The sequence below is a fragment of the Pseudomonas sp. 43NM1 genome (genome assembly GCF_002836905.1).
Lineage (GTDB): Bacteria > Pseudomonadota > Gammaproteobacteria > Pseudomonadales > Pseudomonadaceae > Aquipseudomonas > Aquipseudomonas prosekii.
On record NZ_MKGS01000201.1, the window covers coordinates 1 to 24,616 of the forward strand.

General features: G+C 59.3%; 19 protein-coding genes. 6 read left to right on the forward strand and 13 right to left on the reverse strand.

What is annotated here, in order from left to right:
- A partial coding sequence (locus BI292_RS26630) for an RHS repeat-associated core domain-containing protein (protein WP_178076634.1) occupies positions 1-1,457 on the forward strand: 1,457 nt, incomplete at its 5' end.
- A gap of 148 nt (positions 1,458-1,605) precedes the next feature.
- Here the strand turns inward: BI292_RS26630 and BI292_RS26635 are convergent.
- The 13 genes from BI292_RS26635 to yaaA form a co-directional block, all read right to left on the reverse strand.
- A complete protein-coding gene (locus tag BI292_RS26635) occupies positions 1,606-3,057 on the reverse strand; it encodes a mannose-1-phosphate guanylyltransferase/mannose-6-phosphate isomerase (protein ID WP_092272996.1) in 1,452 nt (483 codons plus the stop codon).
- 252 nt (positions 3,058-3,309) lie between these two features.
- A complete protein-coding gene (locus BI292_RS26640) occupies positions 3,310-3,963 on the reverse strand; it encodes an alginate O-acetyltransferase AlgF (protein WP_092272993.1) in 654 nt (217 codons plus the stop codon).
- A gap of 14 nt (positions 3,964-3,977) precedes the next feature.
- Positions 3,978-5,153, reverse strand: coding sequence for an alginate O-acetyltransferase (locus tag BI292_RS26645; protein ID WP_092272990.1), 1,176 nt, complete (start codon positions 5,151-5,153; stop codon positions 3,978-3,980).
- Between the two features lie 11 nt (positions 5,154-5,164).
- Positions 5,165-6,730, reverse strand: a complete 1,566-nt coding sequence (locus BI292_RS26650; protein ID WP_101209750.1) for an MBOAT family protein — start codon at positions 6,728-6,730, stop codon at positions 5,165-5,167.
- 228 nt (positions 6,731-6,958) lie between these two features.
- Positions 6,959-8,089, reverse strand: coding sequence for a mannuronate-specific alginate lyase (locus tag BI292_RS26655; protein ID WP_101209751.1), 1,131 nt, complete (start codon positions 8,087-8,089; stop codon positions 6,959-6,961).
- A gap of 10 nt (positions 8,090-8,099) precedes the next feature.
- Positions 8,100-9,557, reverse strand: a complete 1,458-nt coding sequence (locus tag BI292_RS26660) for an alginate O-acetyltransferase (protein ID WP_092272981.1) — start codon at positions 9,555-9,557, stop codon at positions 8,100-8,102.
- Between the two features lie 10 nt (positions 9,558-9,567).
- A complete protein-coding gene (gene algG, locus BI292_RS26665) occupies positions 9,568-11,157 on the reverse strand; it encodes a mannuronan 5-epimerase AlgG (RefSeq protein ID WP_101209752.1) in 1,590 nt (529 codons plus the stop codon).
- A 26-nt stretch (positions 11,158-11,183) separates the two neighbouring features.
- Positions 11,184-12,671, reverse strand: coding sequence for an alginate export family protein (locus BI292_RS26670; protein WP_101209753.1), 1,488 nt, complete (start codon positions 12,669-12,671; stop codon positions 11,184-11,186).
- Entirely contained in the window at positions 12,668-14,173 is a 1,506-nt protein-coding gene (gene algK, locus BI292_RS26675) for an alginate biosynthesis TPR repeat lipoprotein AlgK (RefSeq protein WP_101209761.1), read from the reverse strand. Before algK ends, BI292_RS26670 begins: the two co-directional genes overlap by 4 nt.
- Before the next feature lie 15 nt (positions 14,174-14,188).
- Entirely contained in the window at positions 14,189-15,361 is a 1,173-nt protein-coding gene (locus BI292_RS26680; protein WP_101209754.1) for an alginate biosynthesis protein Alg44, read from the reverse strand.
- A gap of 36 nt (positions 15,362-15,397) precedes the next feature.
- Entirely contained in the window at positions 15,398-16,879 is a 1,482-nt protein-coding gene (gene alg8, locus BI292_RS26690; RefSeq protein WP_371918768.1) for a mannuronan synthase, read from the reverse strand.
- 105 nt (positions 16,880-16,984) lie between these two features.
- Positions 16,985-18,301, reverse strand: coding sequence for a nucleotide sugar dehydrogenase (locus tag BI292_RS26695; protein ID WP_092272965.1), 1,317 nt, complete (start codon positions 18,299-18,301; stop codon positions 16,985-16,987).
- Positions 18,302-19,104: 803 nt separating this feature from the next.
- Complete coding sequence (gene yaaA / locus BI292_RS26700) at positions 19,105-19,884, reverse strand: peroxide stress protein YaaA (protein ID WP_101209755.1); 780 nt, start codon at positions 19,882-19,884, stop codon at positions 19,105-19,107.
- Between the two features lie 269 nt (positions 19,885-20,153).
- Here yaaA and BI292_RS26705 point away from each other — a divergent pair, with 269 nt between their 5' ends.
- The 5 genes from BI292_RS26705 to moaE all read left to right on the forward strand — a co-directional run bounded on the left by BI292_RS26705 (position 20,154) and on the right by moaE (position 24,440).
- The gene (locus tag BI292_RS26705) at positions 20,154-21,278 is read left to right on the forward strand and encodes a polysaccharide deacetylase family protein (protein ID WP_101209756.1); all 1,125 of its coding nucleotides are present in this window, start codon (positions 20,154-20,156) and stop codon (positions 21,276-21,278) included.
- A gap of 359 nt (positions 21,279-21,637) precedes the next feature.
- The gene (locus tag BI292_RS26710) at positions 21,638-23,032 is read left to right on the forward strand and encodes a PhoH family protein (RefSeq protein WP_101209757.1); all 1,395 of its coding nucleotides are present in this window, start codon (positions 21,638-21,640) and stop codon (positions 23,030-23,032) included.
- A gap of 239 nt (positions 23,033-23,271) precedes the next feature.
- Positions 23,272-23,745, forward strand: a complete 474-nt coding sequence (gene moaC, locus BI292_RS26715) for a cyclic pyranopterin monophosphate synthase MoaC (protein WP_101209758.1) — start codon at positions 23,272-23,274, stop codon at positions 23,743-23,745.
- Positions 23,742-23,984: a MoaD family protein gene (locus BI292_RS26720; RefSeq protein ID WP_101209759.1), complete on the forward strand. Its 243-nt coding sequence runs from the start codon at positions 23,742-23,744 to the stop codon at positions 23,982-23,984. The genes moaC and BI292_RS26720 overlap by 4 nt, the downstream gene beginning before the upstream one ends.
- Before the next feature lie 3 nt (positions 23,985-23,987).
- Complete coding sequence (moaE, locus tag BI292_RS26725; RefSeq protein WP_101209760.1) at positions 23,988-24,440, forward strand: molybdopterin synthase catalytic subunit MoaE; 453 nt, start codon at positions 23,988-23,990, stop codon at positions 24,438-24,440.
- Positions 24,441-24,616: the final 176 nt, after the last annotated feature.

Sequence of the window (24,616 nt, forward strand, 5' to 3'; positions counted from 1 at the left end):
ATCAGGGACGCTCGATGACGTGGGATCTGCGCAATCAGTTGCAGTCGGTCAGCCCGGTGGAGCGCGACTCTGGACGCAATGACGTTGAGTCCTACCTCTACGATGGCGGTGGCCAACGGGTACGAAAAACTCGCTCGTTGCAGACCAATGCCCGGACCATGATGGCAGGCGTCCGGTATTTGCCGGGTTTGGATATCCGTAGTCATTCCGGGACCGGGGAAGTGCTGCAAGTGATTACCGCCACTGGCGGCCTCAACAGCGTTCGCGTGCTGCATTGGGAAACCACTCCGCCCACTGGAGTGGCTAATGATCAGTACCGCTACAGCCTCGTCGATCACTTGAATTCCTGCACGCTGGAGTTGGCCGATGATGCGCGGATCATCAGCCGCGAAGGGTACTACGCGTTTGGCGAGACAGCCTGGTTTGCCGGGCAGAACGAGGCCGAAGTCAGTTACAAAACGGTCCGCTACAGCGGCAAGGAACGTGATGCGACGGGGCTCTACTACTATGGATTCCGTTATTACATCGGATGGTTGCAGCGCTGGGTAAATCCCGATCCCGCGCTTGATATTGATGGCCTGAACTTGTATCGCATGGTCAGAAACAATCCCGTGGGGCTGATTGACAGAGATGGTCTGGCGCCCGATCCGAAGGATAAACAACCAAATCGTATTTCAGCCCTGACGGCGCTCTTCAATTCGACCAGTGTCGCCGGGCCACCGTCACCACGCCCTTCGTCAACTTCGGGAGCGGCGACCCCGCGCGCCACCGCGCCGCAGTTACCCGCCAGGCCCGCCAGGCCCGCGGAGGCCCCGCTCATCACGCCTGCCACAAAAGCTGCGGCGCCAGGTCGTCCACCGCCGATCAAATTACCGACGGCGGATCTTTCGGCGCGAGTGCTTCCTGCGTATGCGAGCGGCTACGTGGAGGTCGGCACGCATTCACTGATGGTCTCAAAAACAGGCAGCATCGTGGTTTTCAGGGGGGATGATCGCCCCGATCATGTCATTCGCAAAGCGGGCGGGTTCTATCCTCGCGATAACAGAGGCAGTGCAATTCAGCAGGATTTCAGACGAGCAGTACAGACCGATGGTCTCAACGCCCACGCTCAGGAACACGTGAGAGCACTTAATCCCGGATACGTTTCTACGGGCCTGGATGAAGATTCTGGAGGATATGGCGATACCAGGGGTTTTCTTTATCGGATGGAAATCCCGGACTTGCAAGAAAGGGGCGTGAATGACCAGACACTTGGATTGTCGTCGCCCTACAGCTTCACTCCGAAAAACCAACTGGATACACGATTTTTTATGAATGCGAGCACGCTTGAGCAGGCAACGCTTGCCTCGATGATTCCACCCAGGACCCACGAGATGACCTTCATTACGCCGATTCCAAACGCCTACATCGTGGCTTATCGAGCGGCGAAGAGCAGTCAGTGGATGCCGTTTCATTAAAGTAGTTGCCCTGCCAAAAAAAAGCCCCCGACCAACCCGCTGCGGATGGGGAACGCAACGGGCTGGACAGGGGCTTCTCGTTTACCGAGGCACTTCTCGTTTACCGAGGCGCTTCTCGTTTACCGAGGCGCTTCTCGTTTACTGAGGCTTATTGCGCGATGGTTTTCACCGACACGCCGCGCTCGATCGGGGTGGAGCGACCGTAGATATCTTCAAAGCGCTCGATATCGTCTTCGCCCAGGTAGCTGCCCGATTGCACTTCGATGATTTCGAGTGGAATCTTGCCCGGGTTGCGCAAACGGTGGACCGACGCGATCGGGATGTAGGTCGACTGGTTTTCGCAGAGCAGGAAGACGTTTTCGTCGCACGTCACTTCCGCCGTGCCGCTGACCACAATCCAGTGTTCGGCGCGGTGGTGGTGCATTTGCAGCGACAGGCAGGCGCCCGGCTTGACCGAGATGTGCTTGACCTGGAAACGCCCGCCCATGTCCACCGAGTCGTAGGAACCCCACGGACGATAGACTTCGCAGTGGTTCTGGGTTTCGCTGCGGCCCTGTTCGTTGAGGGTGTTGACCATCTGCTTGACGCCTTGGACCGAGTCCTTGTGGGCGATCATCATGGCGTCTTTGGTTTCGACCACCACGATGTTTTCCAGACCGATCACCGACACCAGTTTGCCGTTGCCGTGGATCATGCAGTTCTTGCTGTCCTGGATGACCACGTCACCCTTGGACACGTTGCCATTGGCGTCTTTTTCGTTGACTTCCCACAGCGACGCCCAGCAGCCGACATCGCTCCAGCCAGCGGTCAACGGCACGACGCAGGCGCGTTGGGTTTTTTCCATCACGGCGTAGTCGATGGAGTTGTCCGGGCAGCAGGCGAAAGTGGCTTCGTCGAATGTGATGGTGTCGGCATCCTGCTCGCTGCGCTCAAGGGTCAGCAGGCAAGTGTCGTAGATGTCCGGATCGTGTTTTTTCAGCTCTTCGAGGAAGCGGCTGGCGCGGAACAGGAACATGCCGCTGTTCCAGAAATAACCGCCGGACTGCACGTATTCAGTGGCGCGTTTGACGTCTGGTTTTTCGACAAAATGCGAAACGCGGCTGACGCCTTCGGGCAGCAGCGAGTCATTGGTCGACTTGATGTAGCCATAACCGGTTTCCGGTTTGGTCGCCGGGACGCCGAACAGGACCATTTCGCCGTTCTCGGCGGCAACGGTGGCCAGGGCCAGCGCGCGTTGCAGGGCTTTCTGGTCTTCCAGCACGTGGTCGGCCGGGAGCACCAGCATCAACTCGTCGCGACCTTCATTGACCAGCATCATCGCGGTCAGGGCCACGGCCGGCGCAGTGTTGCGGCCGAACGGTTCCATGAGGATGCGCTGCACTTCGAGCTTACGGTTGTTCAACTGCTCGTTGACGATGAAGCGGTGGTCCTTGTTGCAGACCACGATCGGGGTGTCCATGCCTTCGAAGACCAGGCGTTCCAGGGTTTGCTGGAACAGCGTGTGCTCGCCGGTCAGGGCCAGGAACTGTTTAGGGAACTGTTTGCGCGAAAGCGGCCAAAGACGTGAGCCGCTACCACCTGACAAGATCACCGGAATCATGTTGTTACTCCTTTAAAATCGATTGGTTAGAGCTACTGCGTTCTGTCGTTTCACTCTTGTTCTTATGCCGAAGTCAGACCGGATTCTGTAGCTGCTGCCGAGCCTGCGAGGCTGCGATCGGCGGCGGAGCCGTCGTCAATCCGGACAACGCGGTCTCTCTGAAAGACCGCATTCACCGGTTTTGCGACGGCTTCGCCGCCGGACGCAGGCTTCGCCAGCTGCTACAAAGGGATCACCGTTCTGACGAATTCATTAGCGTGTCGAAACCGGGCGTTTTACCCAGACTGGCGACAGGCTCGAGCCTTTACCGGTGACGTACAGCACGGCCGCTTCGCCGCGTTCCAGGGCAACCGGCTTGACGTCGCCGACCTTGGTCGCGCCGTCGTACAGGGCCAGGCTGACTTTCACCGGGTTGATTTCGCGTTCGCCGCGGCCCTTGGCCGCAACCGATGGCACCACTTCGGTCTTGCCGTCAGCGGTCTTCAGGGTCAGCGCCTTGTCGCTCAGGTTCTGCACGCGGACCAGGGATTTCTGCTTGTTCTTGAACGGCGGTTCTTCGATCAGTTGCGGAGCGCCGCTGGCGTTGTTGACTAGGGTGTAATAGTGGTCACCGGCGAGTTTCACCGGCAGGGTCTGGCTGCCGACCTTGGCGCTGTAGTCGCCGCCCGGCATGAAGCTGAAATCGCTGCTGCCCAGTGGCGCAACATCGCTCAGGTTGGTGGTGCCGACGGTGGCGCTGACTTCAGCGTTACCGGCGTTGTAGACCCGCACGAAGGACGAGCCTTTTGGTGCGGTCGGGCCATACAGTGCGGCGTCACCGGCGAAGGCCGACATCGACAGCACGCTCATGCCGGCAACAAGAGCAAAAGTCTTCGCGAGACGGCGAGGAGTAGTAGTGAAAGTCATGGTGTACCTCTCTTTCAGTTTTGCGCCCGGTCGGGCGTCTCGGATTTAGTGTTTGCGGCTACGTTTTGTTGGCGAGCGCCGGCTTCTTTGAGCTCTGCGACCCACTGCGGGTCGGCGTCGCCGATTTCGTTGTTCACAGGCAGATAACGTTCAGGAAACTCCCAGATCAGCACCTGTGGCGGGCTGTTCTTGAAAGCATCGCTTTTCAGGTAGCTGAGCATCGGCAGGATCGGGCCGTGGCCGTCTTCGGCGTAATTGACCACGTCGCTTTTCAGCGCTTGCTTCAGCGCACCGACAAAATTCCAGTTCGGGTTGGCGCTGTAGCTGGTGCCGATCAGGGCCACCGGTACTTCGGTGTTGGCGAACAGCGCGTCATCGGCGGCAGGCTGATCGTCAGCCGCCACGGTGTTGCGCTTCTGCAGCGGCTCGGTGGCCGGCATCAGGTTTTCGAACAGCGGGTCCAGCGGCAGGAACAGTCGCAGGTCGCCTTTGTGGGTGACTTTTTCCGCAGGAGCAGTGACGAATTTTTGCGGTTCGCCGCTCAGCGGAGTTTTCTCGGCAATCGTCTTGGCCAGGGTTTCGGCGGCGATTTGCGCGCCTTCCGGCGTCCAGTGAGTGTCGGTGCGCAAGAACATCTGCTGACCGTTGAGCTTGCCCTGATTGAACGGGCCGAGCAGGTCGGGAGCGAGGATCTTGTCGGCCGCTACACGAGCGTGGAAGTCCTGATACAGGTTGGCGTGAATGCTCGAAGGCTTGACGTCACCGAGGTGCTCCGGGTACAGGCGCGCCTTGGCCGGAACAATCGCCATCACCAATTTCACGCCTTTTTCTTTCAGCGTCTGGCGTACGCCTTCGACCAGCGCGTAGTTGCCTTGCAGGTTCAGCTCTTCGTTGACGATCGGGTTGAATTCCTCATCGCTGTACAGCCACTGGTCGCGACCGAGCACGACGCCCGGACGACCTTCGTTGAACAGTTTGAAATCCAGCGCGGCCCAGAGGTTGGTGCCCAGGCGCTTGATCGGGAATTCTTCGTCGTAGTGCGTCTCTACGGCTTTGGTCCAGCGCCCGTTGAGCACGGTGGTTTCGGCACTCGTGGTGAAACCGAAGAAGCTGCGCGTGGACCACACGCCCAGGACCAACAGCGTCACCAGGAACAGGCCGATGTAGAGGATGCGTAATGAGCGGGTCATGGTCAGATCCCTCAGAACTGGAAGTAAAGGAACGGCGAGAAGCTTTGCGCCGAGAGTTTGAAAATCGAGGCAATGAACAACGCCAATACCAACGTGCGCATCACGTAGCGGGACCAGTCAGCGGTCCAGTAGGCCGGTTGCACAGTCGCTTCAGTACCGACGGTGTAGCCCGGTTCGTGAATCGCGCCAGGGTTGTCGCCCGGTACCGCTTTGATCATTCCCGGGGTCGCGGATGCCGGGCCATCGGCCTCGACGTTGACCGCAGGCTTGGTCTTTTCTGGCGGCAGGTTGGCGTAGAAGTCACGAATGCCGAAGAACGCCAGGGTCATGTAAGCGACGACCAGAGTGGCCACTTGCAGGCCGGTCAGGCTGGCCTGGTTGAGTTCCGACAACGACCATTCGCCGAAGCTGAACATGGCGTGGTACATGCGACCGGCGACGTGGAGGTTTTCCGAGCGGAAGATCACCCAGCCCATTACCACCAGCAGGAACGTCAGCGCCCAGCGGATCGGGTTGATGCTGCGGGGCGAAGTGTTCAGGCCCAGGGCCTTTTCGATCGCCAGCCACATGCCGTGCCATGCACCCCAGACGATGTAGGTGATGTTCGCGCCGTGCCACAGACCACCGAGCAGCATGGTCAGGAACAGGTTGCGATAGGTCATTAACGTGCCTTTGCGGTTACCGCCCAGCGTGATGTACAGGTAGTCACGCAGCCAGGTCGACAGGCTGATGTGCCAGCGACGCCAGAACTCGGTGATCGACTGGCTGATGTACGGCTGTTTGAAGTTTTCCATGAAGCGGAAACCCATCATCAAGCCCAGGCCGATGGCCATGTCGCTGTAGCCGGAGAAGTCGAAATACAGTTGCGCGGTGTAGGCCAGGGCGCCCAGCCAGGCATCGCCGGTGGTCGGGTTCTGCAAGGCAAAACAATGGTCGGCGACCACCGCGAGGGTGTCGGCAATGAACACCTTCTTGATGAAACCCTGCATGAACCGCGTGGCACCTTCGGAGAACTTGTCGAGGGTGTGGGTGCGGTTGTTGAACTGGTCGGCGAGGTCGCGGAAACGCAACACCGGGCCGGCGATCAAGTGCGGGAAGATCGCGACGAATGCAGCGAAGTCGATCAAGTTGCGCGTTGCCGGGGTGTCGCCACGGTAGACGTCGATGATGTAGCTGATGGACTCGAAGATGTAGAACGAGATACCGATCGGCAACAGCACGTGGGTCAGGATGAACGGCGACAGACCGACCGAGGTCATCATCGCGTTGATGCTGTCGACGCCGAAGTTGGCGTACTTGAAGTAGCCGAGAATGCACAGGTCGACGGCCACGCCCAGGAGCAACCAGCGTTGGGCCGGTTTGGTCCGAACGCCGGCGGCGCCTACCTTCAGGCCAATCCAGTAGTTCCACAGCGTGACGGCCGCGAACAGCGCAAGGAAGTCCACGCGCCACCAGGCATAAAACACATAACTGGCGATCAGCAGCAGCAGGTTGCGATAGCGAATCCCGCTCAAGTAGTACATGCCGAGAAAGATCGGCAAGAACAAAAACAGGAACACATTGGACGAAAATACCATCCCGATCTCTCCATGTTTAACCAACAGTCAAGGGCCAACGGCCCCCCCAAACCCCCCATGGAAAACTGGCGGGCTACCACACAAAAACTTGCGTCTTGCACAAACCCTGTGGGAGCCGAGCTTGCTCGCGATGAACGATGACTCGGTTCATCTGTTGCACCGCGTTACGGCCATCGCGGGCAAGCCTTGCTCCTACAGGTTTTGCATTCGGCTCTAGGAGCCTTTTTTCTAGGAGCCTTTCTTGCCTTTTTCGTTGGCCGGGTCGTAGACCTTGGTCAAGTCGCCGCCGAGGCGGAAGGTCTTGAACGGCTGCATGTCGTGCTTCATTTCAAGCACGTCCGGCGGGCAGGTGTAGAGCGAGCAGAACGGTTCGAGCCAGGCAAATTTCGAGTCGACCTTGAGGTCGGTCATGTCCTGTTCCTTGCCATTCTTCTTCTCGAATTCATCCGGATCTTTCACCCCGGACAGCACGCGATCACCCAGGCGTTTCAGCGCGCCGTTGTTTTCCTGACGCAGATCGACACCGTTGACCAAGGCAAAACTGGCGATCATCGACAGTGGCGGCAGGGCGTAGTTGTGATAGGCGAGGGCGCGTTGCTGACGCTTCAATTCGTTCGGCAGGAAGCCTTGCGCATCAACTTGATTGGCGCCGACTTTGTATTCCTTCACCGACCAGTCGAACAGGTCGCGGCGGTTGGTGGCGATGGACGTTGCCATCACCGACCAGGCGGACCAGTACGAGTGATTGTTGGTTTTTTCCAGCGGCAAATTGTCCCAATCGCTGACCACTTGATCAGCCATTTTGCTGAACCAGGCTTCGATCAGCTGCGACTCTTGCGGGTGATTGGCCAACGGGTGCGAGTCGGAGAACTTCAGGCGGATGTACGCCGACGCCATGCTGCCCAATGCCCATTTGCGCATCGACTTGCCGGTGTGGTTGAAGTCCTTGGACATCAAGGCATCTGCCTTGGCCCAGGCCGTCAGCCAGTTGAGCGTGCATTCGAGTTGTTCCGGACGACCGTCGCGCATGTACTGCATCACGCGCTTGCTGGTGCCGCGCTCAATCTTGGTGATGTCGGCAGTGGTGTCGCGGAAAGCTTTTTCCGACTGCTTGTTCAGGGTCGAACGGGCCTTGTCGGAGCCTTCGTACTTGCTGCGAAATTGCAGCGAGCCGGTGTACGGCGTCGGCATCGCGTCACAGCCTTCGCTGTTGTCGCCGGTTTTGACTTTTTCGATCGGTGCGAAATAACCCTGTGGCGGACGCAGTGGCGCGGCGGCCTGCGTGGCGCCGGCGAACATCGCCAGCGTCAGCAACGAAGGGGCGAGTAACTTTTTCAAAGTGCGGGTGTGCAATGTCATAGAGGTAACCTCATTGCCCGGCTTGAGCGGTACGTTGCCCAGCGCCCGGGAATACGTTGCGTTTGCAGATTTTCGCTTCGACTTTTTGTGGCGCGGCACCGGCTTCAGGGCCCTGGACTTCGACGGCCAGCAGATTCTGCGAGGCCCAGTCTTCGTCCGTGCGCAACTCAAAGGCAAAACGCCCGTCAGTGTCGGAGGTTTCCGGTTTTTCGATTTTGATGTCCTCGTGGCGACCGTTCATGTACCAGAGGGTGGCTTGCAGGACTTTCACCGACGCATCGGCAAACTGGATGTCGACCTGGTGGCTGCCGTTTTGCAGGTTCAGGTTGTTGCTGTTGACCATCAATTCGTTTTTGCCCGGCTTCAAGGTTTTGCTGCCGGTCATTTGTGCTTCTTTGCCTTCGCAGCCGTTGTCGAGCAACGCCATCATTTGGCGATAGATGGTTTCCTGGTCGAGGCGATAGAGCGGCGAGAATTCCCAGATGAGGATTTTCGGCGGCTTCTTCTGGAACTCTTCGCTGCCCAGGTACTGCAGCATCGAACCTTCCAGGCCACCGCCAGGGAATGCCACGTTGAGGATGTCGGCACCGATTGCCTCTTCGAGGAAACCGGCGAAGTTGTAGTTCTTGCCACTGTGGCTGGTGCCGACCAGGGTGATCTCGGGATTACCGGAGTCACCGAACAAGTCGCCATCGGCCGCTTCGCCCTTGGGCTCAGTGGTGAACTGGTCCATGTACTGGACCGCGTAGCTCGTGCCACAGAGTTGACCGGCCATGTTGTGTAATGTTCCGGTCTTGCCCATGCGACCCGACTTGTGGCTCTCGAATTCGCGTTTCGGAATGTCGGCAAAGGCCGGCATTTGCTTGATCTGCTCACCGACGATTTTCGCCGTGCGCTGGGCGCCGTATGGCGTCCAGTGTTGGTCGCCGCGGAAGTAGAAATCGTGCGCCGGCAAGGTGTCTGGCAGCGACTCGTTGGTCAGCGGCGACAGGTCCGGCACGGTGTAGCCCATGGCGGCGAAACGGCCGAGCATGGTCTTGTAATTCTTCAAGGCCTTGTCGAAATCGAACTTGGCTTTGTCTTCAGGATTGAGCTTGTTGCGGTTCACCAGACCACGCGTCGGTTGATAAACCACCACCAACTCCACGCCTTTGCTCTTGAACGCATCGTGCAGTTCTTTCATGCGCTTGTAGCCGGCAGGGGAGGTGTCGAACTCGGTGCGCAAGTCTTCTTGCGTACGGAACAACCAGTCACCCTGAGCCTGTACCAGCGTGGTGAAGTTCTGCTGATAACGCGTGGTGTAGTTTTTCGCGTCGTGGGCTTCCGGGCACAGGTTGCAGCACGGGTCGGCGGTGAAGTTCGGTGCTTTGACCGCCTCGCCATCGTCGGCACGGGCGCCGCCGCTGGCCGCGAGAATCCCGGCGGTCAGGGCCGACAGGCTGAGTAATTTGATCAAGTGTGGGTGCATAAAATTATCCTCAGTCCTGCAATTCGGTCTGGCGTTCGACAGGGTCGATCAGCACGGCTTTCTGCTGGCGCACCAGCAGGTCGAGAATTTCATCCTGGCGCTCGCCAAGAATCCCGTTGAAGCTGATGCCGCTGGATTTGGTCGGCGCGAGCATGGACACGCGATACAACTCGACGCTCAGCGGCGAGTCGATGGACAGCGGTCCGCTGCCATTGCCGGCCAGTTCGCCGCCGACCACGATCAGCGACACCTGGGCGTCGAACGGATCGAGCTTGATGTCGCGGTCGGTGTCGCTCAGGTCCTTGATGTGCCCGTAGACGCCGGTCAAGCCGTTGGCCATGGCGAGGTTTTCGTAGAGGCGAATGTTCACGCTGTTACGAATGCGGATGCCGTGGCGCTTGTTGCTGATCACCTTGTTGCCCCACAACAGGTTGTCGCCACTCTCGTAGAGGGTGATGCCGTCGGTGTGGTTCTTGTAGATCTCGTTGTAGGCAATGATGTTGTTGACGCTGTTACGGTCGATCACCAGGCCCGACAATTTGTTGTCGTAGCTGCGGTTGTTGAAGATGAAGCTGTCGTTGACCTCACGGGAAATGATGATCCCGTGCTTCTTCTTGGTCCCGTGAACGGTGTTGTCAGCGATGATCAGCCCGTGCGAACGGTCGTGCGGGTCAATGCCGTAGACGATGTTGTCTTTGTAGGTGTTGCCCTTGACCACGAAATCGCGGGTTTCGTAGCAGTAGAAGCCGTACCACATGTCCGAGAACTCGGAGCCGACGATCCAGCCAGTCGGTTCAGGACGCTTGAGCACCTTGGCCATGTTCGGCGTGTACTGCGAAATGCTCACGCCGTAGGACTTACTGTTGGCGTAGCCGAAACTGGCGATCTTGCTGTTGGCGATGTAGGTTTCGGTACCGCCCCACGACAGCAGGAACGGACGGAATTCCTTCGGCGACTTGAACGCCGCCGGGCCGTTGTTCTTCTCGCTCCACCCAGTGATTTTGGTGTCACGCACGAACAGCTGGCCGTCGTTGACCAGGAACGAACCGGCTTCTTGCGACAAGCGCAGTTCCTGGGTTTTCTGGTCGATTTCGAGGATGCCTTTGCGCCCTACGACAATCGGCAACTTCGCCAGGAAGACGCCCGGCGAGGTTTCGCTGAAGTACTGCTTGGGCAGCTTCTTCGCCAGGTCTTGCAGGTTCATGTAACCGTCGTCGACGAAGATCGCCTGCGGGATGCCGTGCTGACGCACCACCCACTCGGCCATCTTGTTGTCGCCGCCGATAAAGTCCTTCAACGCGTCTTCCTGCATCATCCGGCGCACGCTGATTTTGCCCGGCTGGGTGCGCACGACTTTCGCGGCAATCGCTTCGGCGGTGTAGCCGGAAGTGTCCGGCAGTTTTGGCTTTTCCAGGTCCAGCGGCGCGGTCGGGGCGCTGCTGACGGTGTAGGTCTTGGCTTGCTGAAGTCCCTTGGCCACGGTGCTCGGTTGGCCTTTTGCAGCAGTCGCAACCGGCTCGGCGTTGGCGAAGGCGACCGAACTGGCCAGCAGCATCGCGCCGGCCAGCAACGTGATCGAGCCTCTCTTCGGATGGGTCATGTCGGGCACTCCTTTCGCGGCTCGCATCAGAAGCGCCAGATCACGTCGACAAACGCGCGGTGCATGTACGAATCGACTTCTTTGCCGTAGGCATCGCCGGGCTTGAACACACCGCCACGGAAACGCACGAGGGCCGAAGGCTCATCGATGGATTGGCTCAAGGCGGCTGGCAACAGGCCTTGTTTGAAGTACTTGGTGACGACCAGGTCCATTTCCTGACCCAGGTCTTTGTTGCCATCCTGCAGCGGCAGCGAGGTGCTGGAGAGGATCGCGCCAGTGACGTCGTCAGTGTCGTTCTCGACGGCGTTGATGCCATTGCTGCCGACCGGCTTGCTGCCGTCGACACGCCAGAACTTGTGGTACACGAGGCTGGCGTCGTATTCGTCGTTGAGCATCCACGAACCGAACAGGGTCGCGGTTTGCATGTTGTTCATTTCGCCACGGAAGGCTTCGCCGAAACGGTGTACCCGCGAACGCGTACCGGTGTAGTTCGAGCGGTTGCTTTCCAGACCGTTCTGTTCGTAATCGGCGCTGGCGCGGGCATAGGCTGCACCGACTTGCCATTGCGGATCGAGGCGCAGACGCACGCCGACATCGGTGGCCCAGCCGTTAAGGTCTTCACCGGTCTTGGCTTCGGTCGGGCGGGTGCCGTCGGCATTCAGCGCGTTGACCGTGTCGGTATCACCGCTCATGCCGGTGATGCTGCCCCAGTAGTTGATGGTGTTGGTGTTGCGCCAGTTGTAGGCGTCGCTGTCGGCGGTGAGGCCGAGCCAGCTGATGTCACCGTTCTGTTTCTTGTCCAGCGAGTCGCCGGCGACACCCGGTTCCGGGTAATCGAGCTTGCCGTCATCGTGAGTGTGATGACCGCGAATCCCCACCCAGTTGCCCGGTGTCCACTGATACGCCGCATCGGCGTAAGCGTGCAGGCGATCCTTGTCTTTCGGCGAAAGCTCTTTCAAGTCGGTGCGGTATTCGCTGAAGCGTTCGGCGATACCGGCGTTGGCGCGCAACAGGGTGGTGTCGAAGGTCCAGTTGAGCGCTTCGATGTTGGAGTCGCGCCATTGCCCGTCGTCATTGCGCAGGCGTTGGCGACCGAGCTTGAGCATCTCGCCAGGGTATGGTGTGAGGCCGCTGTAGCCGACCCAGAATTCGCGCATGGCCAAGTAGTTTTTCCTGGTCTTGCGGTCACCGTTGTCGGTGGTCTGCGCGCCGTCGTTATCGGACTGTTGCAGGGTGTCGGTTTCGATGATGTCGGTGGACGTCACCGCTTGACCCATCGCGTAGGCGCTCCACGCGCCGCTCTCGCCATAGACCCACGGACGCAGGTCGAGGCCGACGCCGTTGACGTCGCCGCCGTCGGCAGTGCCGAGGTCGCGGTCGTCTTCAGACTGGCCGGTAACTTTCACTTCCAGACCGTAGTTCTTGGCTTCGGTCAATGCTGCCAGGGTCGGGCACGACCACAGCAGGGCGAATGTCAGGCCAATGCCGGCCTGAACAAATGGATTCAGCTTCATAGTGTTTCCTCGCCGTCTTCTTCTTGCAGTGCATGCAGATCCAGCTTGTTCTGGCTCGAGGCGCCACGAACGGCCTGTTCTTGTTTCAACAGGCGTTGGGCCTCGGCGAGCTGGGCAGGCGGCAGTTGGGCTTCTAATGTTTGCGCAAGCTCGGTGGCTTGCGGGGTGTCCTGAGCCTTGGCCAACTGGCTGAAGACATACGCGTTAAGCGGGTTGGGCTTGGTGCCCTTGCCTTGGGAAAACAGTTGAGCGATGGCGAAGTCGGCGCTGTTCTGACCGTTGCGCGCAGCGGTCAGCAGGTGATCCAGGGCTTTCTGCGAATAGACTTGGCCGAGGTAACCACGACGGTAGATCTGGCCGAGGTAGTAATCGGCAGCCACTTCGCGGCCCACAGCTTTCTGGAAATGCGCTTCGGCGGCTTTGGCGTCAGCCGGCACCCATTTGCCTTCGTAGTAAAGCTTGCCGAGCAACAGTTCGGCGCGCGGTTGATCCGCGGCGCGGCCGTTGTCGAGGTATTTCATCATCATGTCGACGTCGCCCAGTTCGGGGAAGTCGTAGAGCAATTGCGCGAGGCTGACCCAGGACGCCGGGTAGCCCGGGGCGATGTCTTCGAGCAGCGCCTGCGCGGTTTTCTCGTCGGTCTTGCCCAGCGTTGCATCACCCAGAACCCGAGCGACGCTGTCGACACGTTGGGCGGAAACAGTGCCGCGCGAATGTGCCGCTTGCATCTGCTTGATCAGCTCGGCGGTTTGCTCAGGCTTGGCTTGTTTCTGATAAACCGTGGCCAGCTCGACGTAGCAGATGTCGGTGGTGTTGAGCGCGGCTTTGCAGATGGTTTCGACTTCGTCCAGGTGCTGGTCGTAAGTGCCTTGCGTGCGGTACAGCAGCACTTGGGCCAGGCCCGCTTCCGGTTTGCCTTCGGCGCGCCAGTTGCTGATTTGCTGCTGTGCATTGATGTTCGGGAAGCTGTGCGGGTATTGCAGGTACAGCATGGCCAGCGGGATCAGCGTGTTGCCTTCGCCATTGGCCGAGGCTTTTTTCAACAGGGTTTCGGCTTCGTGCTGTTCGGCTTCGGTCGAACCCGGCTTGGCGACCAGCAGGCGACCGAGACGGGCTTGAGCGCGCGGCGAAACGTCAGCCGCGGCGCGGTAAGTCGCCTCGGCCTGTTTCATCTGCGCCGGGTCACGGCTGTCGACCTGGATATCGGCGAGGCCGACTTGGGCTTCGCTGTAACCGAGGTCTGCCAGTTGCTGATAATTCTGCTGCGCCAGCGCGGTGTCGCCGCGCTTCAAGGCTTCGTTGGCCAGGCGTTGGTCGGGCAGGCCGACGCAACCGCTGAGGCTGACCGCAAGGGCCAGTGCGCAAAACGCATAACCCTTGGGCGAGCGAGCATGCTCGCGCTGCTGGCGGCTCGGTGCATCAGACAGACCGCGCTGATCCCATCGCAAGCAAGCTCGCTCCCACAGGGACTGCGGTGTACTGAGGATATTTGGAGTCGTCACGGGCATGTCCTCTGCTTAAATACCGGCGGCCATGGCTTTGTCGATCAGCCACTTCAGGCTCGGGCCACGATCGCTGTTCACTTCTACCGGGCGACCGGCGAGGGTGCTGTCCAGCGGCTCGTCAGGCTTGATCAGGACACGGATATCGGAGGACAGGTCAGCGCTTTTCAGGCTGGTGCTGCTGACGATCTTGCCGGTGCGAGTCTTATCTTCGCCGGCGATTTCGAACGTCACTGGAGCGCCCGGACGCACGTCGGCGAACTGGCGATAGGAGAAGCGCGCTTCGATGTTGGCTTCGCTGTTGCGCGGCACCAGGTTGAAGATCACATCACCCTTGCTGGCGTACTGACCGTTACCGACCAGTTGCTGCGCCACGGTGCAATCGCACGGCGAGGTCAGGGTGCCGGTCATTTGCTTGCCGAACAGTTCTTCAACCTTGGCCGGTTGCAACTGGTCTTCGTCCAGATGGCCCTTGAGCACATCGAGCATGCTGGTGCTGAAGGTCGCCAGTGGCGCGCCTTTGGCGGCAACGCCGTCGTCTTTCACCAGGCTCTGCACGGTGCCGTCACGCGGCATGGTGATGTTCATGCCTTGCACGCTGACCAGACCGGCCTGCGCATGGCTGACGAAGTACATGCCGTACACCGACTTGAAGATGAAACCGAACGCCGCGAGGCCGACGAGGAAAATCGCGAAGCTGAACGTCACTGCCCGCAGACGCCCGAACGGGGTCATGCCGTGGCCGCCATCCTTGACCTTGCGCGCCTTGGTGAAGTTGTCGCGCTGCAGGGTCGCGAGCACTTCGCCCATGCTGACGATGTCGCCGGCCAGGTGCGAGGTGATCAGGTGACGCAGGGTCGAGATGTCTTGCGGTTCGAGGTTCTGGAACTGGCAACCGGCGCGGCCGGTCTGGCGATCGTAGGAACGGACCTGCAACTCGACGTCCATCGCCAGGCCAAGGTTATCGATCACGAACTGCAGGCGAGCCTTGTGCACTTCACCGATGGTCAGGGCTTTCTGGGTGCCGGCGTTAAAGCACAGGCCACCGGCGGAAAGGTCTTCGACCCGTGCTTCGACCGGCGCGCCGGTGGTCCCGAAAAAGCGCAGCTTGGCCGGGATTTTCACGCGGGCGTGTTGGCGCTGAGCTTCGGATTCGTGCACTACGTTGGTGTTCAGGGCGGTATTCATATGGGCGATTTCCTGGTTAATTCAATAAGGGGGCGGTCAGACCATCATCAGCAGCACGGCGACAAAAATGCTGCCGGCGGAGAAGGTCATGGTCCGAGACGACCAGGTGTTGAACCAACGTTGAAAGCTGGCGAGATCACGGGTCAGTTTGGTGTCCTGGCGAGTCCAGGACTGTTGATCGAGGCGGAAGAACACGTAGATTTTCACCAGCGCGCCGACGATCTGGTTGTAATACAGAATGATCGGGTAAGCCGGGCCGATCCGGTGGCCGGAGCACGACAGCAGCAAGGTCAGAATCAGGCGGGTGAGGCCGATCCACAGCAGGTACGCGAGGATGAACGCGCCGCCGTACTTGACGCTGGCGATGATCGCGACGGTCAGGCCGAGCAAGGACGTCCACATCGACACCCGTTGGTCAAACAGCACCACCGAGGTGAACAGACCGAGGCGTTTCATCCCCAGGCCGAGTGCGCGGGAGTTCTGGCGCAGGTTGTTGCCGTACCAGCGGAACATCAGTTTGCGGCTGGCCTTGATGAAGCTCTTTTCCGGCGGGTGTTCCACGGTGTGGATTGCCGCGTCGGGCACGTAGAACGTGTCGTAACCCAGACGCATCAGGCTGAACCAGCTCGACTTGTCGTCACCGGTCAGGAACTTGAAGCGGCCGAGGCGCCAGTGTTGCAGCGAGTCGCTTTCGACGTCGGCGATGAAGTCCGGATCGGTGACCACGGTGGCGCGGAATACCGACATCCGCCCGGTCATGGTCAGCACGCGCTTGGACAGGGCCATCGAGCACATGTTGATGTGACGCTGGGCGAAGCGCAGTTTGTGCCACTCGGCCATGACGTAGCCGCCGCGCACTTCGCAGAACTCGTTGGTGGTCAGGCCGCCGACGTTGCCGAACAACTGGAACCACGGCACGGTCTTGAGCACGACGCCTGGGGCCAGCACGGTATCGCCATCGATCACCGCAACCACTGCGCGGTCGTCCGGCAGGTGGCGGGAGATGGCGCGGAAACCGTAGGCCAGGCCGTCACGCTTGCCGGTGCCGGGGATACGCACGAAGTCGAGTTTGACGCGATCCGGCGGGTTCATCCGGGCCCAGAGGCTTTTCACCAGCAGCTCATCGGACATTTCGACGATGGAGCAAACCATGGTGGCCGGCAGGCCGCAGTCGATCGCTTCGCGGATCACCGAGCTGTACACCTGGGCGGTGGTCAACGCGTCGATACGAAAACTGGTAACCATCAGGTACACGTGCGACGGGTCTGCCGCTTTGCCCAGCTTGCGCACTTTGCGCCGCAGGTGCGGGTAGACCACGTACAAAAACAGCATGCCGCGCAGAAAGTGCGTGGCACCCATCGAGTAACGCCAGATCCCGATGAAACCGATCAGGAAAATAAAGTCCTTCGACTCGGAGTCGAACGTGGACGAAGGCAACGCCATGGCGATGCCCATTAATAAACTTAGGTAAAACAGCCAACCGGCGGCCTGAAGTAGGCCGTGCTTTAGCCTGTGCATAATCTGCATCCGTCTCGATCTCGGGCGAGCCTGTTGGGTGGCCCGATGGGGTTAAGGCAGGCGAAAGTCCGGCCGGGGGTTGAATCCCCCGGCCGGAAAATTGACTTACCAGCAGATGCCTTCGGTACGACCGGTGACGCTAGTGGCTTGGGACATGAAGCCGACCAGGTCGATCACTTGCTTGCCGTGTGGAGCCTGTTGCGCCAGGGCACGGAATTTCTCGTCACGGTTGCCGAGGATGATCACGTCGGAGTTGTTGATCACTTCGTCGAAGTCGGAGTTGAGCAGCGACGAAACGTGCGGGATCTTCGACTCGATGTAGTCGCGGTTCGCGCCGTGGACACGGGCGTACTCGACGTTGCTGTCGTATATGCTCAGGTCGTAACCCTTGCCGATCAGCATTTCTGCCAGATCCACCAGCGGGCTTTCGCGCAGGTCATCGGTGCCGGCCTTGAAGCTCAAGCCGAGCAGGGCGACTTTGCGTTTGTCGTGGCTGGAAACGATGTCGAAGGCGTTCTGCACTTGCGACACGTTGCTGCGCATCAGCGAGTTCAGCAGCGGTGCATCGACGTCCAGCGAACCGGCGCGGAAGGTCAGCGCACGCACGTCTTTGGGCAGGCAAGAACCGCCGAACGCGAAGCCTGGGCGCATGTAGTACTGCGACAGGTTCAGCGTCTTGTCCTGGCAAACCACTTCCATCACTTCGCGACCATCAACGCCGACCGCTTTGGCGATGTTGCCGATCTCGTTGGCGAAGGTCACTTTGGTGGCATGCCATACGTTGCAGGTGTACTTGATCATCTCGGCGACCGCGATGTCCTTGCGGATGATCGGTGCGTCGAGTTCTTCGTACAGCGCTTGCAGCACATCGCCGGAAGCCTTGTCGAATTCGCCGATGACGGTCATTGGCGGCAGGTCGTAGTCGGCGATCGCGGTGCTTTCACGCAGGAACTCAGGGTTCACTGCAACGCCGAAGTCGACGCCAGCCTTTTTGCCGGAACAGTCTTCGAGGATCGGGATGACAACGTTTGCGACAGTGCCCGGAAGCACGGTGCTGCGAACCACGATGGTGTGGCGGGTAGTCTTGTCACGCAGAACAAAACCGATCTCGCGGCACACTGCCTCGATGTAGTTCAGTTCCAGATCGCCGTTCTTCTTGCTCGGCGTACCGACGCAAATCATCGACAGGTCGGTGTCGCGAATCGCCTCGGCGAAGTTGGTCGTGCCGCGCAGTTTGCCGGTCTCGATACCCTTCTGCAGAAGCTCGCCCAGACCCGGTTCAACGATCGGCGATTTGCCGGCGTTGATCATATCGATCTTGTCTTTGGCGACATCTACGCCAACGACGTCATGGCCACGTGCAGACAGGCAACCGGCACATACTGCACCGACGTAACCCAAACCAAATATGCTGATGCGCATCGCATTTACCTCTGTAATTATCAAGCCATTAGATGGCCGGAGTTAATGGTGTTCAGCGGTCGTAGTGCACTCGAAAGTGCGTGCTTACAGGCACTGCAATGCAGCGCGCAGGCGGACTAAGTTCGAGTGACTAAATAAGTGCACTCAAGATGTGCGCAACTAGGCCTTATTATTATGGTGTGCCCTGTTATGCATCCGGCCCCGTGTGGCGGGGTCGTTGGCGCAAGGATCTTGCGCGCTCAATGCCAGGCGATATGCCTGTAAATCAAGCGGTTGGGTGCTCGGTGGAGCACGTTTATAGGGGCGCTGCCTTGGCCGTGTAGGGGACACTAATGGTGCGTATCTCCCGTCCTTTAGGTGTTGCCCAAATAAGAGCCTGTTAGGTGGAAGTTAATATGACAACTTCGCTACATGGGTCTCGTCTCTGCGTAAGTTATCTCCTACAGCATCAAGGAAATTCGTTACCGGTGGTATGAACGACGCATTTGGACATAGTTCCGATCCGCCCATCGCCAATTCGGAAATTTCTTGAAATATTGGCAAAGATGGCACTGCTCTCATATTGATAGCACTTAGCATTTGGGCCTTTATATAAAGGGACATAATCCAAGTGGATGGTTAAGTGCCACTACCGAGAAAAATTTTCGGTGCCACTACGGAGAAAATTGATAATTGTCGAGTGAAAGAAAAGTTAGTAAATACGCTGTTGAATTTTTGGCGCCAAGAGTTTGGCGAAAGAGGCGGGGATTGTTCGACGATCAAACAGCGGCGCACGACCGCAGGTCGTGCGCCAAATCAGGGCATCACTCGGGCGCTTGATCGCGCAGGAATACCAGATTGTCCGGTTTCGATTGTTCGGCGCTGTAGCGATAACCCTGCACATCAAATTGCTTGAGTTGGGCCGGGTCGTTGATGCGTTCTTCAATGACAAAACGGCTCATCATCCCGCGCGCCTTTTTGGCGTAGAAGCTGATGATCTTGTATTGGCCGTTCTTCAAGTCCTTGAAGTCAGTGTTGATGATCCGCGCGTTCAACGCCGTGCGTTTGACCGCCGAGAAGTATTCGTTGGACGCCAGGTTCAGCAGTACGTCATCACCCTGATCGGCCAACGCTTCGTTGAGCCATTCGCTGATGCGCGTGCCCCAGAAGGCATACAAGTCCTTGCCGCGCGCATTCGCCAGTTTGGTGCCCATTTCCAGGCGATACGGTTGCATCAGGTCGAGTGGGCGCAGCAGGCCGTAGAGGCCGGACAACATGCGCAGGTGTTGTTGGGCGTAATCGAAATCGGCTTCGCTGAAGGTTTGCGCATTCAGGCCGGTGTACACGTCGCCCTTGAACGCCAGCAGCGCCTGCTTGGCGTTTTCCGGGGTGAAGTCGGGCGTCCAGCTGCCGAAGCGCGCGGCGTTGAGCCCGCCGATCTTGTCGGAGACGTGCATCAATTCGCTGATCTGCGCCGGCGTCAGGTCGCGCAGCTGCATGATCAGCTCCTGCGAATGGTCGAGGTATTGCGGCTGGGTAAAACGCTGGGTCGCCGCCGGTGTTTCGTAATCGAGGGTCTTGGCGGGGGAAATCACCATCAGCATGAAGTCGTCTCCTTTAATCGTGGGGGCGATTCTAGGGGGTTGGGCGGGCTGACTCCAGCTATCAAGTCCATAGGTGATAACCGGTGACGTCGCATAAACCCTGTAGGAGCGAGGCTTGCCCGCGAAGAGGGCGGCCCATCTGACATCAATGTCGCCTGACACAGCGCTTTCGCGGGCAAGCCTCGCTCCTACAGGAGTTCGGTGATGCTGCGGGATCCAGTGCGGGATCAGCTATAGTGCCGCGCGGGTTTTGTTATGGAGACATCCCTTTGCGTATCGCTTTTCTACTATTCGCCTGGCTGTTGAGCTTCGGTGCCATGGCGGCGCCCGGTGACGCCGCCACGCTGGACCGCAGCACCTGGCCAGAGCCGCTCAACAGCCCGACGCTGTTCGACGTCGCCTCGCGCGCGGAAATCCTCATGTTCGCCAAAGTGCTGCTGGGCACCGAGTCCCTCGACGAGGTGACTCTGGCCCAACGTCTGGGCCTGCGCACGATCAATGTCGATTCTATTAACCAGCTGCGCGATCGCCTGTGGCAGCGTTTGCTGACCAACTACAACTTCGCCCAGCAGAGCTGCGATCAGGATGCCTCGTTCTGTTTTCTCGTCGAAGACCTGGCGACCTTGCGCGAGCAAGCGGCAAAATTCGTCATCAGCGAAGACAGCTTCTATATCAAGTGGTCGGAACCGAGCCGGTTATTCCACTTGCAGTACCTCGACGAACTGTTGCGCAAGGCTGCGCTGTTCCCGCAGACCAGCAGCGAAGTCGATCGTTTTGGCGACTATGAGCGCAACGGCGATGCGATGAATGACCGGCTGTTCCTGCTGACCTTCGACACCGCGGCGAACGCGATCCCGGACAACACCGGGTGGCTGACCGAATACCTGCGCAAGTCGAATCTGAACGGGACGTTCTTTGTCCTCGGCAAAGACATTCAGGCGCGTCTGGGCGAACGCTCGGTCGCCAGTTTGCAGGCGACGTATTCGCAGCAATGCATCGGCGTGCAGGGCTGGGAGTTTCGGTCGCACAGTTATTGGCAGGATTGGCAGGACTCGGTGCGCCGCAGCGCCGATCTGGTCAAATCGAAGTTGCCGGAGAATTACGTGCCGCTGTTTCGTCCGCCGGATGGCCAGCGGCGTGCCGACGCGCAGGGTTTCTTCGAGGCGCAGGGTCTGCAAGTGGCGCTGTGGGACATCGACGCCCAGGACGGCGCCGGCAAGCTCAAGGGCAGCCAGAGCGGGCAGCGCGTGCTGACGCTGATGCTGTTGTGGCGCCACGGCGTGATCAATTTCAATGTGAAGCAGGACGCGGTGAAAACGGCGATGCCGTGGATTTTCACGCAAACCGCGCAAAGCGGGATCGGTTGGGAAGACTGTCAGAACGCGTTTCGCTGAAATCGTCGAAGGCCCGCAAACATTGGGGCAGAGGGCAGGGTAGGGCGAATTTACAAGATATTTCGGTGCAGGCGGACTTCCGACTTTAACGGCACATTGCCTGCACGCCAAGGGCTATTCGTCACTCTGAAAAATAAACTTCAAAAAAACGTCAAAGTGCTTTTTTCTGTCATGGGTTTTGGAGTATTACGAAGACAGACCGCCGAAACCTGCAACACAGGTGGCGTCTTCCAAGACCCAATTTGTGTGCAGTTCAACCGTCGCTTCCCAAAGAGCATCGCGGCTGAATTCGGTAGTCACTTCGAGGCGCAGCACTGTCAAGGTATTGCGTCGCCTGGCTCCCACAAAGGTGACCGAGTATGGATGATCACGGACGTAGTTCTTCCTCCAACCAGCCAATCCTTTATGTACTCGATACCAACGTATTGATCCACGATCCAAACGCCCTGCTTAACTTCGAAGAACACCACGTCGCGATCCCGATGACCGTGCTTGAGGAGCTGGACAAGCTCAAGAGCGGGCATCACAGCGTTGCGGCCGAATGCCGTCAGGCAATCCGCCTGATCGACAAGACTCTGGGCGATGCCAGCCCCGAGGATGTCGAACTCGGCGTACCAATCCAGCGCGGCAAGAGTGGCCCCAAGGGTTTGCTGTCAATTCTGATGAGCAAGCGCGCCGAGCCGAACATCATTCTTCCCGAACACCTGAACGACAACATCATCATCAATCAGCTGATTGACCTGCACGCGCGCGAACCCAATCTGCCGGTGGTGCTGGTCACCAAAGACATCAACATGCGCCTCAAGGCCCGCGCCTGCGGGATTGCGGCCGAGGATTACAGCACCGACCAACTGGTCGACGACGTGTCGATGCTGCCCAACGGTTACCACAACATGACCGGCTCCTTCTGGGACCGTGTGAGCAAGGTCGAAACCCGCCAGGACCACGGCCGCACGTGGCATCAGGTGCAACTGACCGACAACCTGCCGGCGGTGCACATCAATGAGTTCATCATCGACGAACAGGGTTTTGTCGGCTGGATCAAGGAGATTGAAGAAGACCGTCTGCTGATTCTCGACTTGCATCAGGAACCGCTGCTGCACCAGGAAGCCTGGGGCCTGAAACCGCGTGACATCTACCAGAGCCTGGCGCTGTACGCCTTGCTCGATCCGGACATTCACCTGGTCAACCTGTCCGGCGCCGCCGGTTCCGGCAAAACCATTCTGGCCTTGGCGGCGGCGATCGAGCAGACCATGGTCAGCAAGCGTTATCGGCGCATCATCGCGACTCGTAGCGTGCAGGGCCTGGACCAGGAAATCGGCTTCCTGCCCGGCACCGAAGCGGAAAAAATGGAGCCGTGGCTGGGCGCCATCACCGACAACCTCGAAGCCTTGCACATGGATGACGAAAACACCCATGGCAGCGTCGATTACATCCTCAGCAAAGTGCCGTTGCAGTTCAAATCCCTCAACTACATCCGCGGCCGCAGCTTCCAGCAGAGCCTGATCCTGATCGACGAATGCCAAAACCTCACGCCGCACCAGATGAAAACCATCATCACCCGTGCCGGCGCCGGTTCGAAAGTGGTGTGCCTGGGCAACCTGGCGCAGATCGACACTCCTTACCTGTCCGCGACCAGCTCCGGGCTGACGTACCTGACTGAACGCTTCAAGGATTTCCCCAACGGTGTGCACATCACCCTGCAAGGGGTGCCTCGCTCGATCCTGGCCGAATACGCCGAATCGCATTTGTAACCGCTTCACCAAAACCGGGCGGCCCTCTCAGGTCGCCCGGTTTTTTGTTGTCCGCGTAAAACCTGTAGGAGCGAGGCTTGCCCGCGAAGACGTCGGCACATCCAACATCAACGTGACTGATACACCGCCTTCGCGGGCAAGCCTCGCTCCCACAGGGGGATTGCGGTGATCCGACAATCAAGCGTGCGGAAATTTGACCCGCAGGTTTACAATCGACGCTCCTGATCAGGAGTAACCCTGTGCTGACTCATCTCGATTCCCAAGGTCGCGCCAACATGGTCGACGTCACTGAAAAAGCCGTGACGTTCCGTGAAGCGACCGCCCAGGCGCTGGTGCGCATGCAGCCTGAAACCCTGCAAATGATCGTCAGCGGCGGTCACCCCAAGGGTGATGTGTTTGCCGTGGCGCGCATTGCCGGGATCCAGGCCGCGAAGAAAACCAGCGATCTGATTCCCCTGTGCCACCCACTGATGCTCACCGGCGTCAAAGTCGAGCTCAGTGCCGAGGGTACTGACGGCGTGCGCATCGTCGCGCGTTGCAAGCTGTCCGGGCAGACCGGCGTCGAGATGGAAGCGCTGACGGCCGCCAGTGTCGCGGCGCTGACGATCTATGACATGTGCAAGGCCGTCGACCGGGGCATGACCATCGAAAGCGTGCGTCTGCTGGAAAAACTCGGCGGCAAGAGCGGGCACTTTCAGGCGGATCCGTCATGAACGTCACCGTGAAGTTTTTCGCCCGTTACCGTGAAGTGCTGGGTGTCGATTCGCTCAAGGTAGAAGGCGACTTCGCCACGGTGAATGACGTCCGGGCATTGCTGGCCCAGCGTGACGGCGCCGAGGTATTGAGCGAGCAGAATCTGATGTGCGCGCGCAACGAAGACCTCTGCCAGCTCGATGAGCCGCTGGTCGATGGCGATGAAGTGGCGTTCTTTCCAACCGTGACCGGGGGTTGAACCATGGCGATTCGGGTGCAACCTGCGGCGTTCGACCCGGGCGCTGAGGTCAACGCCATGCATGCGGCCAATGTCGGTGTCGGCGCGGTGGTGAGTTTTGTCGGTTACGTGCGCGACTTCAATGACGGGCTCGACGTCGCCGGAATGTTCCTCGAACACTATCCGGGCATGACCGAAAAGGCCTTGGGCAAGATTGCGCTGGAAGCCGAGCAACGCTGGCCGCTGCTCAAACTCGAAGTGCTGCACCGCATTGGCGCGCTGGAACCGGGCGAGCCGATCGTCTTCGTCGGCGCCGCCAGCGCCCATCGCCAGGCTGCATTCGATGCCTGCGCGTTTGTCATGGATTACCTGAAAACCCGCGCGCCGTTCTGGAAGAAAGAACTCACCAGCGACGGCCCGCGCTGGGTCGAAGGGCGCGCCAGCGACCACGCGGCGGCGGATCGCTGGAACAAATAACTCAGCAGCATGATCGTTCCCACGCAGAGCGCGCGGACGATCAATCGCGAGCAAGCTCGCTCCCACACTGGATCTCCATGCGACACAGACCTCCTGTGGGAGCGAGCTTGCTCGCGATGAGGCCCTGCGCATCACCTAATCCCCAATGTTTCACCGCCCGACCACCGGCCCCCCAC

Bases quoted from the DNA above. Each gene is read 5' to 3' on its own strand.
- BI292_RS26635 (WP_092272996.1), bottom strand. From the start codon at position 3,057: ATGATTCCGGTGATCTTGTCAGGTGGTAGCGGCTCACGTCTTTGGCCG.
- BI292_RS26640 (WP_092272993.1), bottom strand. From the start codon at position 3,963: ATGACTTTCACTACTACTCCTCGCCGTCTCGCGAAGACTTTTGCTCTT.
- BI292_RS26645 (WP_092272990.1), bottom strand. From the start codon at position 5,153: ATGACCCGCTCATTACGCATCCTCTACATCGGCCTGTTCCTGGTGACG.
- BI292_RS26650 (WP_101209750.1), bottom strand. From the start codon at position 6,730: ATGGTATTTTCGTCCAATGTGTTCCTGTTTTTGTTCTTGCCGATCTTT.
- BI292_RS26655 (WP_101209751.1), bottom strand. From the start codon at position 8,089: ATGACATTGCACACCCGCACTTTGAAAAAGTTACTCGCCCCTTCGTTG.
- BI292_RS26660 (WP_092272981.1), bottom strand. From the start codon at position 9,557: ATGCACCCACACTTGATCAAATTACTCAGCCTGTCGGCCCTGACCGCC.
- algG (WP_101209752.1), bottom strand. From the start codon at position 11,157: ATGACCCATCCGAAGAGAGGCTCGATCACGTTGCTGGCCGGCGCGATG.
- BI292_RS26670 (WP_101209753.1), bottom strand. From the start codon at position 12,671: ATGAAGCTGAATCCATTTGTTCAGGCCGGCATTGGCCTGACATTCGCC.
- BI292_RS26680 (WP_101209754.1), bottom strand. From the start codon at position 15,361: ATGAATACCGCCCTGAACACCAACGTAGTGCACGAATCCGAAGCTCAG.
- alg8 (WP_371918768.1), bottom strand. From the start codon at position 16,879: ATGCACAGGCTAAAGCACGGCCTACTTCAGGCCGCCGGTTGGCTGTTT.
- BI292_RS26695 (WP_092272965.1), bottom strand. From the start codon at position 18,301: ATGCGCATCAGCATATTTGGTTTGGGTTACGTCGGTGCAGTATGTGCC.
- yaaA (WP_101209755.1), bottom strand. From the start codon at position 19,884: ATGCTGATGGTGATTTCCCCCGCCAAGACCCTCGATTACGAAACACCG.
- BI292_RS26710 (WP_101209757.1), top strand. From the start codon at position 21,638: ATGGATGATCACGGACGTAGTTCTTCCTCCAACCAGCCAATCCTTTAT.
- BI292_RS26720 (WP_101209759.1), top strand. From the start codon at position 23,742: ATGAACGTCACCGTGAAGTTTTTCGCCCGTTACCGTGAAGTGCTGGGT.
- moaE (WP_101209760.1), top strand. From the start codon at position 23,988: ATGGCGATTCGGGTGCAACCTGCGGCGTTCGACCCGGGCGCTGAGGTC.